Below are 15,109 nucleotides of genomic sequence, written 5' to 3' on the forward strand. Positions count from 1 at the left end.
TCATAAATGCTATTTCATAACATTAATCCGAATATTGTCTGATGGTAATAATAGTGCAGCGAGACGACTCTACTGTTGTTATCAATGGAAATGTCGATTGGGATACATTCGAGGACATTGAGAGTTATGTGAGTCAGGGTGCGAGCAGTGTTTTTGAGTGGGTTATCCCAACTGTGCTGTGGGAGTCTTTCTGTGCGCCGACAAGTAGAGATGCCGCACTGCTGCGACGAAGCCGTGCTTCTGTGAGTGAGGAGTATCGAGGCGTGAGTGGATTCTATGAAGGTACGGAAAGCGAGCTTATTGAAAGAAGTCATCTCAGCACAGAGGGTGGTGAATATGAGTCTATCAGTGGATTGCTTGAGGACATCAATCCGAAGTTCTTTCCAGCGTCACTAACGCCTCCAGATCAGCAAGTGCCACCACGCCACTATGCGACACTGAGCGAGGAGATAACGGCACTTGAGGAGGCCATTTCGGAAGAAAAAGACGCAGTCGAGACAAGTGAGTGCTTGTTATCTAATCCTGAAGCGGCATTTTTGTATGAAGAGGAGCGCGCGGACCTTGTGAGGATCCGTAACGTGTTGTCGTATTCTGTTGAGGCAGGGACACGCCGTAAAGACGAGTTAGTGAACAAGCGAACTGAGGTTATTGAGTCTCTTGATCAACGGATAGAAGATTGGCAGGAAGAGATAGACCGGCTTGAGAGCCGAGCGAAGCCGTACCTTGACTTAGAGACGGTTGATGACGTCGAGGGGTTGGTTGCGGATGTTCAAGCACTTGAAGCCGACTTGGAATCGGTGAGAGATGAACAACCGCTGAGCATGGTCTCGGATTCACTTGTCACTCAGTTCAATGAAATAGAACAACGCGCCCTGTTCCTGTCAGATGAACTTCAGCAGAGTCGGGCGGAGTTTGCTGAAGCAGAATTGGAGCAGATGTTGACGTCGGTTAGAAATAGCTTTCTCGACGTTGCACAGCGAGTAAAAGCAGCACAGGAAAACGGGGATGCACTCGACTCACCTCAAACACTCTTAGAAGAGATTGCTGCGTTGCGGGGAGAGATTAAATCGGTTCGGGAGAGTCCCCACGCTTCAAATGCTCCTGAAAGTCGAGTTAACGATATAACACAGTACGAGACGAGGCTGGATGAGTACGAGGCGTACATTGAGGAGAAGACTTGGTTCGATTCAGAGATTGAGGCTCATGCTGACGCGCTTACGAGGCTCCGAGAAGATGCTGAACCGTATCTGAATTTTGATCGGTACTTGAGGGAGCCGCAACGGGCTACGCTCACCACAAAGATCCACCCATTGGTTACAGAGCTGAAAGAACTCGATGAGGAGGCTGACTTTTCAGTTCTTAGTGGGGCAGACCAGCGGCAACTTCAGGAGTTGCAAACAGAGGTGGGATCAGTCAGAGCGCACCTCAAAGAGTATAATTCGGCGTTTGTACGTCAGCAACGAGAAGAGTCTGCTGATTTATTCTCGGATATTGGACCTAGTGATCTCGATCTCACCAAGGAGCAGCAACGAGCGGTTATTCGCAATGGGATTTACAATCAAGTGATTGCCGCTGCGGGGACAGGGAAGACGCTGACACTCACAACTCGGGTTGCCTATCTGATTAATGCACAATGCATTGACCCAAATCGGATCTTGGTTGTGACGTACACGCGTGAGGCACGAACGGAAATGCAGGAGCGGCTTGCTGACCACTTCGGGATTACTGATGTCGAAGTTCGGACCGTCAATTCGTTCGGGCAAAAACTGCTCCAGAACGCTCAGGATGGATACGTTGATCTGGTTGATGAAGACGAGCAGGTGAACCTCATTGAGCAGACGATTCGAAATGCTAGAAACGATGAAGACAGTGAGTTTTTGAAGCATTACTATGAGTTCCTGGTCCATTTTGATGACGTATACTTCGACGAGGCAGCCTTTGAGACGAAAAAAGAGTACGTTCAGGCCCGACGAGACGAGAATTATGTGACTCTCAAGGGGACTGAGGTCAGGTCGAGAGCTGAGAAACTCATTGCAGATTTTCTATACACGCATCAGGTCGATTACCGATATGAGGACCGAGCAACGTGGGCTGAGACTGATCCAGAGAAAGCTGGATACAATCCTGATTTTTACTTACCGGCATACGACGTGTATATTGAGCATTGGGGAGTTGATGAATCAGGTTCCGTTGCGCCGTGGTTTTCCTGGAGTTCAGAGGAGTACCGCGAGAAAATGCAGTGGGTTCGGCAGCAGTTTACAGCCGCTGAGTACAAGTTAATCGATACGTATGAGTTTGAGCATGAAACAGACCGGCTGAAACAAGCGCTCCGTCACCGACTTGCTCACCATGGTGTCGAGCTTGACCGTATGGGTTTCGAGGAGTTAGTTGAGACAGCATTCGAATACGAACACCGTGAGGGATGGATTAAAAAGCAGTTTCAGAGTTTCATCGAGAACGCCAAACGATTTGATGTCATGCCAGACGACATCAAGGCGAACCTGTCTCCACAGAACCCACGGCAGTATCATTTCGGCCACTGTGGAATTCAACTTCTCCAAGAGTATGCTCTGTACTTGACGAGAAATGGCTTAATCGATTATACTGATCAGATTCAGGATGCCGTTGAGCTGATTCAGAAGCATCCAAGCAGGTACAAGACGCAATATGACCACGTTCTAGTTGACGAGTTCCAAGATATCGGCGCAGGAAAATTAGAGCTAATCCAAGAGCTCACCGGCCAAGATGCCGCGAACCTATTCGCTGTCGGTGATGACTGGCAGAGCATCTACTCATTCCAAGGGGCGGCCGTGCAGTACTTTACAGAATTCGACGAACACTTCGGCGAGCCTGTTAGAACTGATTTGACGGCGAATTTCCGCTCACCACCGTCAGTGATCAACTCCGGGAACGACCTGATCAAGCACAATTCGAAGCAACTTGAGAAGACAGTCCGTGCAACGGTGGACTCTGATGCCGCTCCGCATGTTCACACGCTTCGCGGGTACAAAGACCGGTTCTATGATTACGTTCGCCGTGTTCGCCGGTACACCGTCACGCTTGTACGTGAGTATATTGCTGCCGGTGCAGACCCGTCTGAGATTATGGTGCTGTGCCGCTATGACGGTGCACGTCCATTTTTGGATGAAATTAAGCAGGGACTCCAGTCACAAGAGATTCCGTACGTCGGGAAATCCGAGTCTGATCAGTACCGCGGAGCCACTGGCCAGGCTGTGGATGGCGTGTCGGTGTATGCAGTCCATCAAGCGAAAGGTCGGGAAGCCGAACACGTCATACTGGTTGATGCAGCTGAAGGTCCGTACGGCTTTCCGCCAAACGAGAGAGATAACGAACTATTGCGCCCTGTTCAACCGCTCGGGATTGGTGGAATAGAAGAAGAACGCCGAACATTCTACGTGGCGGTCACACGAGCGAAACGTAGTTTGGATTTGCTCACCCGCGCCAATCAAGAGTCACGTTTTCTGGAGGAAATTGCAGAGCATACCGAAGTAATCGATACAGGGCAGGTTGAACCACTTGACGACGTTGGTGACCGGATGACGGTTGAAGTGAAAGTTGAGGAACTCTCAGACCCCTGGAGGAAACAACACCAGCGCGGTATTCTAGCCGACAAATATGGTGGGGCTGCGCGGTTCATCTCGTGGAAAAGCGACCTGCCACCGACCCTCGAAGAAGACGAATGGTACCACCTCTCCGATGTTCTCGTTGATGAATACAACGACGAGAAAGAGTTGGTCATTTCCAGTGAGCAAGCAGTGACACATCTCCCGGACGGACCTCAGGAACCGAAAACCGCGAAGCTACCCAATAGAACGTGATGCGATAGAATCGTGTGGCACGCTCCTCGTTTGAGATACCGTGTGTTGATGATGCTTGGAGGGGTTGTGAATGAGAGATGAGTGCTCGTGGGAAATGAATTAGTTGAATTGTATGATGTGTTGGCTGTGGTGTATCGAGCGGTGCCGTCGAGTACTGCGTCGGAGTGGCAGTCGGCGTTGAAGTCCGTGCTGTACGGAGGCGAGTTATTGGCTGCTGCCGCGGTGTGTTACGGGGCACAGCAGAAGGAGCGGAATGACGGAACCAGGGAAGAGTACGCTCAGGCGAATGGGAATGGGGATCGGGTGACGGAGTTTACCGCGCTTGACGTGGCGGAGCCACGCCCGCGAGACGAAGAGTTGCTCCCGCCTGGCGCGGTGGTGCCGGTTGCACCGGAGTCTGGAGACGTGCTGCCAGTACGCGTTACTGAGGGAGAGGTTGATGAGGCGATTGCGGTGCTGGCTGAGTTCCCGGCTGAACCGGTTGCTGAGAAGCCAGGGGCGGGTGCGACTGTGTTGCTGGATTCAACGCGGGTGCGGGCAGCACGCAAGCGGTCAGAGGCGGGGACAGAGTCGCCTGAGGAGACGACGGTGTTGTTTGTCAGTGATACGCACCTTGGGTACGAGAACAGGGCGAAGACTGGTTATGGGAAGACAGTCTCGTGGATTGATGCTATTTCGAGTCTGACGACGGTTTCGCGGATTGCGGACATCGCGTTGGCACGGGATGTGGATGCGGTGGTTCACACGGGGGATATTCTGGATCACGAGGTTGACGATATTTCGCTTCACGCGGCTGAGGCTGCGCTGCGCACGTTGTCTATGGAGGGGATTTCGGTATACTGTATTATCGGTACACACGATCATGGGTCGAAGCACCCGTCTCATCCCGGGTCCGTTGACGGCGTGGCGTGGCTGCAGCGGCAAGTTGAGCAAGGGCATCTGACGGAATTAACGATGGATTCGACACGAGTTGCTGACAGTGGGGTTGATGCGTACGGTATCTCAGCGAGTAATATCGGTATCGATGATGTGGGGACGGCGTATGACTGGAGTTTTTCAGAAATCGCGTTCGGGGCATCCTCACCTGGACCGAATGTGCTGTGCCTGCATGAGTCAACGTCGCTGTTCCGAGGACAGGATGCTGATCTTGATATTGAGGAACTGCTCGCTCAGTCTCGCGTTGAGTTTGACTGCATCCTCATCGGGGATGAGCATAGTCCGAAAGACGACGATTTCGACACCGGGTACACGTTCAGAACTGATGATGGGACACCCGTCCATTATACTGGTCCGGCAATTCGCCTGAACGATGCCTACCAAGATCGTGAGGCATTCGTCACTGAACTCACGATTAGTGCTGATGGAGTAACGGCGAGGAGGCACGACTTGTAAGTCAATCCCTCAACTAGACAATGCCGCCTCTTGATACTTGACCAATATCCAAGGGTAATTAGGCCTCCAAGCGACGCCGAAGAACTTGACTACATTCACTACAAGGCCGAGATTTTTGTGTAACACGCCCTACGATTTTGGCATGAGATATCGGGTGGGTCCTCCAACTTCGATCACCCGAACCAGAGAAGAAGCACTCCATGATAGAGTGCAAGAACAGATTGTTGACGAAGTCCCCAATGAGACACATTACGAAACTGATGATGTAGTCCCGTTCAAATACGATACGACGCGCCCGACTATTGCTGCCGCGCTGTATCCGTTTACAACTGGAGAGCCGCGTACACATGCTGTGTATGTGTTGGAGTGCCTCGAGAGTAGGACGAGTCCTGCTACTGTTCTACACCAAGGGGTCTCACCAGCGAGTTTGAGTCGTTACAAGCGTGCAGGAGAAGCGCGAAGAGTCCTCTACGTAGGTGTCGCAAAAAACGTTCTCTCCCGCATCGATCAGCATCTCAATTACCCGGGTGAGGAAGGAGCAAATTTCACAGCAATGTACCCACCGGCCCGGGTACTCCAAGTGGGGTGGTTCAACGGTGGAGCGACAGCAAGAGATGCAGAGCGTATCACCGCAAAACTGTTACGAGAGCAATTCTCTGATGATTTCGTGGCATATCCCGGATAGTTTGCTTATTCACCGCAGTTCTTGAAGAAGCGCTCAGTCACTGAATGACCATCCTTTCCAAAGTACCAGTGCGAGGAGTGTTCCCCATACGAAACCAGCGCCGTGAGCGAAGATATTCGTCGCTACCTCGCCGCTCGTAAAGTCCAGTGGGAACAATACGAGTAGAAACCAGAGTAGTACCATGATAACTCCGAAGGCGACACTGGCGTCGGGTAGCGACTCTCGCCAGTGATTACGTATTCGCGCCGGGTTGGTTTCGGTGAGGACTCCCCATCCACTGAATCCGATGCCGACTACGGCAAGCCCTGCGATGTGAAGTTCAAATCCGCTGTAGATTAGCGCGAGTATCCAAGCCATGAGTACGGTGACGCCTTCGCCGAGGTACACCGCTATAGACCAGGTGGTCTGCGCTGCTATCCAGACAACGAGGGCAGCGAAGAGAAACCCGGCGAAGCCTGCAACGACACCTGAAAAGCCGCGAGTAGTTGGTGACGCATTGGGGACGATGACTTCGAAGATGGCGTAACTGGAGAGATTCACCAGAATCGGCAGTGCGAGCACGAATGTAGCTGCTGTCACTCGGAACCAGCGGCGAGCTTCAAGCTGCCAGCAAAGCCAATAGATGGCACTCGCAGCGATAAGCAAGCCAACGAGGTTGTTCAGCAGGTGGGTAGCGTCATGATGAACGTATGCGCTCGTGAGGAGTGTCCACGGCTCAAACGCGTCGTGATTGAATAGCAACTTCGCCCGGATGCTGGCAGGCAGCCCGAAATGAATGGCAGTCACAAACGCGACGAGGAGGTTCACAAAGCCGACGTCTGTGAGGAGTTGCTGGTCAATCGCTTCGTAACGGTCCGTGATGGTAGTTCGCATTAACTCTCACCTCGGAGTCGGATGTACGCGGTTCCGAACGTGCGGGAGTTGCTACGCTTGCGACGACAGCGATACAGTTCCGTATGACCGGGAGCAGCGATGTGCATCGACAGTCATATGCAGGGCAGCGGGGGTAAAACCGGGTTCGACCGTTTAAGCGTGTATACGTGGTGTTCACGGCTGTAAAGGGGACTGTTCATGGCGATAAACACCGTCGTTCAAGCTTTAGTGAACACTCTGTCTGTGGAGTAGTATGGGGACACTCCCGGAACAGTTCCGAGAGGATTACGAGAACTATGGAGACTCTTTCTTTGCGGTGGCACGCCTGCTAATCGAGAATCACGACCAGCAGTTCACGCAATCCGACCTAGCGGACAAAGTTGAAGTCTCACAGACCCGCGTGAGCGATTTTACTACGACGCTCACTGACGACGGGTGGATTGACCGGCATGAGAACCAGACAACGTTCGAATGGGATACGGAGTGGTATAATCCTGCAGAGCGGGAAGCCACGGACGCCGTGTTCGGACTGTATCGGGATCTCTGGACTGTCCTCCAAGCGCATAGTCAGACATCGACGACGCTGTGGGCGATTATCGGCTTAGCGTTTTTCGTCGCGGCGACCGTGCTCTTGGCTTTTTATCTCGCCGTGAAAACAGGGTTATTCGGTGAATCGGCCGTCTCCCCTGTGGTCTTCCTTGTTCTTGGCGGCGGACTCGTCGTTTCTGGACTTATCATGACTGCTCTCACGCCACTCCAGGCATTCATGAATCGCTTCCTTGATCGGTTACTCAGTTGAGTAGGTACATAGGCCTGCAGTTTTGGTGGGAGACATCCGCTAATCTCAGATATGTCTTCGACGACTAATCACTATGAGTCGGTGCTTAATTCTGCCTCAAGACAGAGTTAACGAGTAGTCCAGTAATTCCACCAATAACACTACCACCATACATTGCAGCTATTGGTTGCCCCGAGAATGGGATCGCGGCTAGCATACCCGTGGTGGAGGCAGCCACAATGATCACCAGATATTGTATTGTGTTCTGAGTCATATTATTTGACCCAAGGCTCGTTGTCTTTCCTCCAAGGCATTTTGCCCGCTTGCTCAAGTTGAGAACTTTGCATACCAGATTCATGTAATTACAAATACTTAATCGTTGCCCCATAATGTATACAAAGAGTCCTTCATTGGGAAGTAACGTACCATCTATATGCACTTATGGTTCGTTGTAGTAGGTTCTTAACCCTGGAAATATATGTTCCGGACATGCCAAAGAAGACTGTTTCAAACAAAGAACACCGGCAGATAATCCAACTTAGAGCAAGAGACAAAAATAAAACAGAAATTGCTGACCAGGTAGGTGTTTCACGGAAAACTGTTGATCGGCACTTGGAGATGGTTGATCAACGATGTGAGAGAAGCGATAATCCAGAGATGGCACTTGCAGACGAGTTGTTTGATTTCGATGAATTACTCCCATTCATTCTCGAAAAATCAGAAGGTGGTCTGAGTAGAGCGATAAAGAACATGACCGATTTAGATTTCAGCAACTGGCTAGATGGAAATGATACTGACGATTGATAAATTCGCTCACTTTTCCAGAGTTGACTTGTTACGTGACGGAAATACAAGCGCATAACTGTACTCACAGACCGATTGCTATGCTCGCTGCAAATACCCGATTAAAATACTTCGCTCGTTAGGGGGCTTCTCGGGACTCAGCTATGGAGAGTGAACCTGCGGCTCTCTGGACTCTTCGAGTTGCTCGATGGTCAGATGCTTGTATCGAAGGTCGTTCACTATACTAATTGATTTCGTCTGGATTAAAGTTATCAATCTATGTGTACAGTAAAATGTATGGATGATAAGCGACCAAGATTCATATCGAAACCTCTGAGAGACCGGAATCAGCAGGAAATGCGCAAGTTCCGGACGGAGGTATATGAACGAGACAACTACACTTGTCAATACTGCCAGAACGAATTTGCACGTGATTCACTTACCTTAGAACACGTCGTTCCAGTAAGCAAGGGTGGAATTGACGACCCAACTAATTACATTACTGCTTGCCGTTCCTGCAATTCATCGAAAAGTGATGAAATGATCGAAGAATTCCTCTCGCGCAGAGGAGATTTAAATATAAACCCAACAGACCTGCCGATTCACGGGGATATTATTTTGGACACCGTAGAGCTACCCCCGATCTGTCGAAAAGTTAGGTTTGAGGTGTATACTGATATGCGGAAATCTGGCGAGTTATCAGGGTCTGACGCGTACAAAAAGCTGGAAAAGAACTTCAGAAAGCGACTCTGGCAGACAGAGTATGGAGAAACCTTGGATGAAAAATATCCCTCTCTTCCGAGACATGCATTGGCGTCAGTACCATTGGTTGAGTATTTGGAACCGGACAAGGATTCACCGGTTCACAACCTACTAATAGAATTTACTAAGTCTGCCAGAACTCGCCAACTTATTGACGAGATAGTTCGTCGCGTGGACGCTGGTGATGGCGTAGGTACAAATGATGCAGCAATTTCAGTTATACAGGAGGAACTAACCGGGGACGAATCAACGACTAAAAGGATTCGTTGGGCGCTTGACCGGGCCGGAATTACGCAAATTAACGGTACAACACTTAATCTCAGTTCAGATTCTCCTGAGACTGGTTCTGAGGGTAAGAATGAGAAATCCACAGATTTCGAAGAATCATCAAAATGTCCAGTCTCAGAAGGTGAGAGATACGAAGTTGAAATCATCTCGAAAGGGGAAAAAGGAGATGGTATCGCAAAGATTGAGGGATATGTACTGTTTGTTAAGGAGACAGAAGTCGGAGACTCAGTTACTATCAAAGTTAACAAGACAACTCCTAATTTTGGATTCGCTACTAGAGTATAACTTTTGACTATACACAATGTGATTTTGAGTAGATTTTCACCGGTATGATGTCGCTGCCAAGGCAGTATAAAACTTGTATCTCTTGCTTCAATCCTTCGAATTATTTTTCAAGCGGTTAATCATCTCCACTTCATCGTAGAGTTCACCAGATGTCACAATTTGTTCACCCAAGCCATCTTTGTCCGACTCTATCACAGTCACCACAGTGTCATCATAGCCGATAACAACCCACCAATTACGACCATCAACAGTACAACTCCAAGCAGTATTAACGAACAGACACTTATCTTTCCGTACTTCCGCAGTTTTCAGTTCCCACTCTTCGGGGTCGAAATGCTTCAGTTTATCGAGCGGTGCTGAGCGTTCTTCCGCTCGTTTCTGAACATGGTCAGGGTCAATCCGAAGTTCTGTAGGTTCGTCGAGAACCGAACGAACTCTTTGGAAGAGTGAATCCGGTCCTGTACGGATATGAAAACGTGCCGTCTCGAATTGATGGCTCATATTATACCGTCCCCAACCGTTGTGACCAGAACGCTTAGAGTTCCAATCACGATAATTCTCGTAGCAAAAATCACAGAGTGTCTTCCTCTGTGTGTTGTTTCTTGTTTCACACACATCAATTTTGACGGCTATTGCTCATATCGATGACTGGCTATGCGAACGAAGTGATTGCTTGCAAATATGACTACCGGTTTTAAAGACGACACTACTAATTGTGTGCTCTCAATCAGTGTGTGTCACTGCAATTGTGCTCTGAGCAGTTGGCTCAGTAATAGTTCTTAGATATCTGACCGAAGTCTCCTCTACGGATCTACGCCCATTATATTATAATCATAGGGGTGGCGGTGGTCTTTTGACCATATTCTTCGCTCAGTTCATACTCGATTGTCGTCAGTAGTTTTATACTAGATACGGATCTGCACCATATTATGGTATATCCTGCTGTTGCTGCTGTTGCAGGGGCTTTAGTGGCGATTATCTATGCAATTAGGCGTAAACTGAGCAGTCAGCAATCCTCGGGTGGCGAGGATGATTCGTCCAGCGATGAATCCGACACACGAACAAAGCAACATATGAAACAGTCACCTGGTGAACAAAGTGGGGATCCTCAAGGAACTGAATCGGTGGGTGGTTCAGCAAGCAACCCATCGATGGATCGGCGAAAAGTGGATTCAGGTGCTATTCCGACCGATGTGACTTCTCAAGGTCGGGTACACTCACTTATTCTATCTGATGTGAAAAATGATGGGACAGGCATCGGACGATTCCATGGGTAGTGATACTAGTGAAACCCTTCACAGCTGCTGACGCAACACATCAAATCGGGGATAAAGTCAAAGTGCGAATTACTGACGTCGCAGACAACCATGCTACTGCCATTCCGATGAAAAAACTCTGACGCAGCCACATCACGGGAAGTCGGGCGGTTTAATCTCTGTATGTAGGCTCATTCAGCTACGGTTTAGAAATGTGGTTGTATCGTTCATTGGTTTCATCCGATGTCAATCCAACTTCGCTTTGAGGTCAGCCAATCAAAAAGTACGAGTAGTCACTAAGAATGTTTCTCCAGTCGTCCATGTTGCTGTGGTCTTGGCGGTATGTGATAGGGACGGTTTCTGGCGAAAGTTGTTTTCGAAGCCATCGATACAGATCTGGCATGATTGGGGTCTCATTTCCGTAATGGAACGGATGATTTTGAAAGTCAGAGGGTAGTTGGTGAAGTGCATCTTCGAAGAGTTCTATGTCTTCAGCAACTGAGGCCATGCCTGTTATTTTGCCTCGTACTAAACAGGCATAAATTTTTGTCAATTGGTATTGAAGTACAGGAAGATGACTGAAATAGAGGAAGAAGAGGTTTCGGTAATCAATACTGTTGATTGTGGTAGCTGTGGAGAAGAGATAACGCTACTCCACCTCAAAGGTAAATATGTAACAATAAAAAGTATGGCAGTTCCCGCGTTGTTTGGTGCTGGTGGTTATTCATTAGGTGGATCAGCAGGGATAGCTGCGCTTGGAACGGCTTGGACAGCTAGTTGGCCCTTAGCAGCCGTTGGAGCACTGGTAGGTGGGAGCGCAATCTATGTGGCAGGTGCTACAAAAGACTCGCTACAGTGTCCTGATTGTGAAGTGGAAATCGAAGTATAGCAAATTGCCAGTTTAATAGTCGATTGTTGCGGTTTACCGCCGTATTGCACCAAGAGTAGGGAAAGTAGGAGAGAAATATGGACAAGGCCGTTGGCCAGATAGCGTATCGCACATTTTCTCGGGGAACGGACAAGTGCTTACTCCATTGAGTCTGGATCAACGCCGTATTCCGAACCGTATTTCCAGAAGTGTTGTTTCAGGGTGTCGAACCCTTGTTGTATCTCTTCAGCACTTTCGACGGGAACGTACGCCACTTCCGGTGCGTTATTATATGCGTCTCGGCACCAGCTGATGTCCCAACTGTCTTCCACTGTCTGTCGCTTGACCTTATTATGATCGTCGGTGGTAGCACCGTTGATTTTGTATGCTGTGACGCAAAGCGCCCCGTTGACATCTGAGAGTCCGTACTCGGCTGGATCAAGCCATCGTAGTGTGATGTTCAATGTGAGATTTGTTGCCCCGTCTTGTGCAGAGCTCATCTGGTTCATGTCAGTGTTAACCCTGGCGTGGGTGAGTACCGGTCCAGCATTCCTGTTTACATTGAACCGCTGGTCTACACCGGTGTCGAATAAGTCTTCGTTGCCGCTAATGAACTCGCTTGTTACTCGCTTGAGCTCGCCCTCGATCTCCGTCTCGAATCGGTTGATCAAGCGGATTGCTTTCAGATATCGGTCGTTCTCGATTGCTCGTGTGATGAATTCGTCATTCATTGGTATCTTTCGTGACGTCCTGTAAGTACTCTACCTGTGTTTCTAAATCGTCGATAACGATTGACACTGATTCGAAGGACTGAATTCTGTTTGCCTCGGCTCGAAGTCGCTTAATGACTGACTTTGGCGTGAACCCAAGACGCTCCTGTTCGATCTGTGTACAGAACAGGTATGCGCTCGCAGACCAGTGTGGTGCCTGTTTATTCTCGTCCAGCAAGACGGTTCGAAGGGCACGGCTCACGTCCGACCAGTATAGGAGTTCAACGTCCTCGGACTGTTCGGAGTGGATCACACCTTTTCCGTCATCAGCCAGGTCGATCTCCTCGGCAAAACTCTCATTCACTGCCGACAGGTCATCTTCCGGGAGTAGCAGGTAGTGGTGCCAGTCAGCGTGGTATTGATTTTCGATCAGTGCGGCCGTGTGGGTCGTCTTCCCGAAGTTCTTATCGCCAATCTTCACCTCGATTGAGATCGCCCTCGATCCGTGCAGCGAGAGGATGTCAGCATACCTGTCGATCCCGCTCGGTTCCGGGTGGTGTGCCTCTCGCTTGACTTGGCGAGGCGGCGTTGTAAACTCCTCGCCGAAGAGTGCGCAATGGAATTCACCGCTGTCGGTCTGTAGAAGCTGTGCAAGCCAGTCCGACCAGTCCTCTTCCACGCCTGGATTAAGCGGGTCACCTGTCCGCATCCGCTGCGTCGGATTCGTCGAGAGAGGATCGGCGTTGAACGGACCATCACGTTGTTCCCACAACGCATCGCTCTCAGCGAATACTTCTCCCAACTCAGAGACATCAGCTGCTCGTGCCTCAATGTAAGCATCCCACCATGGCCCAAAATCCGTCCAACTATCCGCTATCGACTGGACGTCCACGCCAGCAGAATAGTCGTCTAAGACCTCGCCGAGATTCGCGTACGCCTCCCACCACGAATCCATCTCCATAGGGTCATCTGCCATGTACCGGGAATCTATAGCAGTAATGGGTGGTGTCGTGAGAACCGGCGACTCGGTCTTGACGTAGGTGTCCCACCACGGATCTAGCCTATGCCAATGGTGAGCAGCCGTCTCCTCATTCATCCGTCCGTACCGACTGTTGCAATTTGAATAAATCCTTCCCTGAGATATCGATGCTCTGGCCCTCTGGAACTCTATCGTGCATTTGCTGGCGTTCAAACAGACTGTCCAAGCAATACTCTGAAATCAACAATGTGCTACGCATGAGCGTTATTCGTTTTCGATGTTTTGGAGTGCCTCATCGAGTATTTCGTCTACGATGTTTACGATTGGCAGGTGCTCTTCAAACGCGGTTGCTATTGTCTCAAAATAGCTCTCTGGCAGTCTGGACTGGTCCAGATCGTACGTTTTGATGAAATAGTTTCTTTTATTTCCTTTATTTGTTATGTCGCGTTCTTCGAAGAGTGGCTGCAGTTTTTGCTGCCATTTCTCACTGTTGTAGAGGCGATTGAACTCATCGCGCAGCGGGACGTTTGTTGAAGAGCGTAATCGGTAGGTGAGCTTTCCCCGGGTGAACGATTCTTCCCGACGAAGTAGATGGTTAAAGAAGAGTCGGAAGCCCTTGTCTCCGTATGTTTCTTCAATAACGGATGTGGGTTTGAGGTCCTCATCATCGAGCCACCAGCCCTGCCTGCAAATCGTCCCTGATTCTTTATTCTCCTCATAAACCCACCAGTCGTCTGTCCACAGTTCGTCGTCAACCTGATTGCGGAACATCTCTGGCCAGTCCTCGATTGCACGCTCTCGAAGGGCCTCAGCGGCGTCAAGGAGGTCATCAATGTCGGTCCGGTACTCGCTGAGGAGTTGCACTTTCTCTTTCTGAATCGTCGTGAAGTCGTCGTCGTCCATGCTGGTCACTTGGCTTATTGTAGAGAGGAAGTCCTCTAATTGGTTCACGCTACGCTCAGGGTACTTTCCGTGGGAACGGCGGAGTTTCTGATAAAAAACATCAACTACTTGGTTCCAATAAAGGTCGCTGAACCCATCAGCTTTCGAATCCGCTGCATACTGTTTCGAGAGGAACAAGTAGTGGTGTCCGTCTTCGGGAAACTCGCTCTTTTCATCGCTGCCGATGTGTGTGTCTTCGAGATATCGATCGGTTTGTCGCTCTCCTTCGGTAGATTCTACTTTTGACTCGATGCAGACGAACCACTGTTCAGGCGCACGAATCACGATGTCTGGACGGTTATTCTGTGGTGACATCTCTTCAGTATCGACCTTCACGTTCTCAATGTCACGGTGATAATATTCTATCTCCGCGTCCGTCTCATCGTGCACCGCGTCAAGGAAGACCTTCAGCAGGTCTGCGTCAAACCCGTGGGGTTGTGACGGGTCAAGAAAGTAGGCGAGAAGCGTATTCCACTTCTGTTCAGACCGGGTCGATCCAAGAATCCGAAGAATCGACTTCGGCGGCTCCGAGATCTCAGGCTGTGCTTCAAGCGAGGTTCGTAATTGACGGAACCGTTCTTTTAATTCCTCGCTGGTCGCCATTAGACTACTGTTCTCAGGAGAATTTATTAAACCATGCCAAAATACGCATTAGCACTGACCAGGTAC

At 49.8% G+C, this 15,109-nt stretch carries 13 protein-coding genes; 7 read left to right on the forward strand and 6 right to left on the reverse strand.

The window, feature by feature from the left end; genetic code table 11:
• The first annotated feature begins 53 nt into the window (after positions 1–53).
• Both QYL91_RS11270 and QYL91_RS11275 read left to right on the forward strand, forming a co-directional pair.
• Positions 54–3,839, forward strand: coding sequence for a UvrD-helicase domain-containing protein (locus QYL91_RS11270; RefSeq protein WP_302080596.1), 3,786 nt, complete (start codon positions 54–56; stop codon positions 3,837–3,839).
• Between the two features lie 207 nt (positions 3,840–4,046).
• A complete protein-coding gene (locus QYL91_RS11275) occupies positions 4,047–5,231 on the forward strand; it encodes a metallophosphoesterase (RefSeq protein ID WP_302080597.1) in 1,185 nt (394 codons plus the stop codon).
• Between the two features lie 718 nt (positions 5,232–5,949).
• Here the strand turns inward: QYL91_RS11275 and QYL91_RS11280 are convergent.
• Entirely contained in the window at positions 5,950–6,789 is an 840-nt protein-coding gene (locus tag QYL91_RS11280; protein ID WP_302080598.1) for a rhomboid family protein, read from the reverse strand.
• Positions 6,790–7,042: 253 nt separating this feature from the next.
• On the opposite strand from QYL91_RS11280, the gene QYL91_RS11285 reads away from it, so the two are divergent.
• On the forward strand, positions 7,043–7,588 hold the full coding sequence (locus tag QYL91_RS11285) for a helix-turn-helix domain-containing protein (RefSeq protein ID WP_302080599.1): 546 nt from the start codon (positions 7,043–7,045) through the stop codon (positions 7,586–7,588).
• 85 nt (positions 7,589–7,673) lie between these two features.
• Here QYL91_RS11285 and QYL91_RS11290 read toward each other — a convergent pair whose 3' ends face one another.
• Complete coding sequence (locus tag QYL91_RS11290) at positions 7,674–7,841, reverse strand: hypothetical protein (protein ID WP_302080600.1); 168 nt, start codon at positions 7,839–7,841, stop codon at positions 7,674–7,676.
• A gap of 215 nt (positions 7,842–8,056) precedes the next feature.
• Between QYL91_RS11290 and QYL91_RS11295 the strand changes: the two genes are divergently transcribed.
• On the forward strand, positions 8,057–8,371 hold the full coding sequence (locus QYL91_RS11295; RefSeq protein WP_302080601.1) for a helix-turn-helix domain-containing protein: 315 nt from the start codon (positions 8,057–8,059) through the stop codon (positions 8,369–8,371).
• Positions 8,372–8,647: 276 nt separating this feature from the next.
• Positions 8,648–9,685 (forward strand): HNH endonuclease, encoded by a 1,038-nt coding sequence (locus QYL91_RS11300; RefSeq protein ID WP_302080602.1) that lies wholly within the window; start codon positions 8,648–8,650, stop codon positions 9,683–9,685.
• An 87-nt stretch (positions 9,686–9,772) separates the two neighbouring features.
• Here QYL91_RS11300 and QYL91_RS11305 read toward each other — a convergent pair whose 3' ends face one another.
• The gene (locus tag QYL91_RS11305; protein WP_302080603.1) at positions 9,773–10,186 is read right to left on the reverse strand and encodes a hypothetical protein; all 414 of its coding nucleotides are present in this window, start codon (positions 10,184–10,186) and stop codon (positions 9,773–9,775) included.
• Positions 10,187–10,614: 428 nt separating this feature from the next.
• Between QYL91_RS11305 and QYL91_RS11310 the strand changes: the two genes are divergently transcribed.
• Both QYL91_RS11310 and QYL91_RS11315 read left to right on the forward strand, forming a co-directional pair.
• On the forward strand, positions 10,615–10,962 hold the full coding sequence (locus QYL91_RS11310; protein ID WP_302080604.1) for a hypothetical protein: 348 nt from the start codon (positions 10,615–10,617) through the stop codon (positions 10,960–10,962).
• A gap of 553 nt (positions 10,963–11,515) precedes the next feature.
• Complete coding sequence (locus tag QYL91_RS11315; protein ID WP_302080605.1) at positions 11,516–11,830, forward strand: hypothetical protein; 315 nt, start codon at positions 11,516–11,518, stop codon at positions 11,828–11,830.
• Between the two features lie 137 nt (positions 11,831–11,967).
• Here the strand turns inward: QYL91_RS11315 and QYL91_RS11320 are convergent, their stop codons facing one another.
• The 3 genes from QYL91_RS11320 to QYL91_RS11330 form a co-directional block, all read right to left on the reverse strand.
• A complete protein-coding gene (locus QYL91_RS11320) occupies positions 11,968–12,540 on the reverse strand; it encodes a hypothetical protein (protein WP_302080606.1) in 573 nt (190 codons plus the stop codon).
• The gene (locus QYL91_RS11325; protein WP_302080607.1) at positions 12,533–13,615 is read right to left on the reverse strand and encodes a hypothetical protein; all 1,083 of its coding nucleotides are present in this window, start codon (positions 13,613–13,615) and stop codon (positions 12,533–12,535) included. The genes QYL91_RS11320 and QYL91_RS11325 overlap by 8 nt, the downstream gene beginning before the upstream one ends.
• Before the next feature lie 147 nt (positions 13,616–13,762).
• Positions 13,763–15,043, reverse strand: a complete 1,281-nt coding sequence (locus tag QYL91_RS11330) for a PD-(D/E)XK nuclease family protein (protein WP_302080608.1) — start codon at positions 15,041–15,043, stop codon at positions 13,763–13,765.
• Positions 15,044–15,109 lie beyond the last annotated feature (66 nt).

The organism is Salinibaculum rarum, from assembly GCF_030505615.1.
Classification (GTDB): Archaea; Halobacteriota; Halobacteria; order Halobacteriales; family Haloarculaceae; genus Salinibaculum; species Salinibaculum rarum.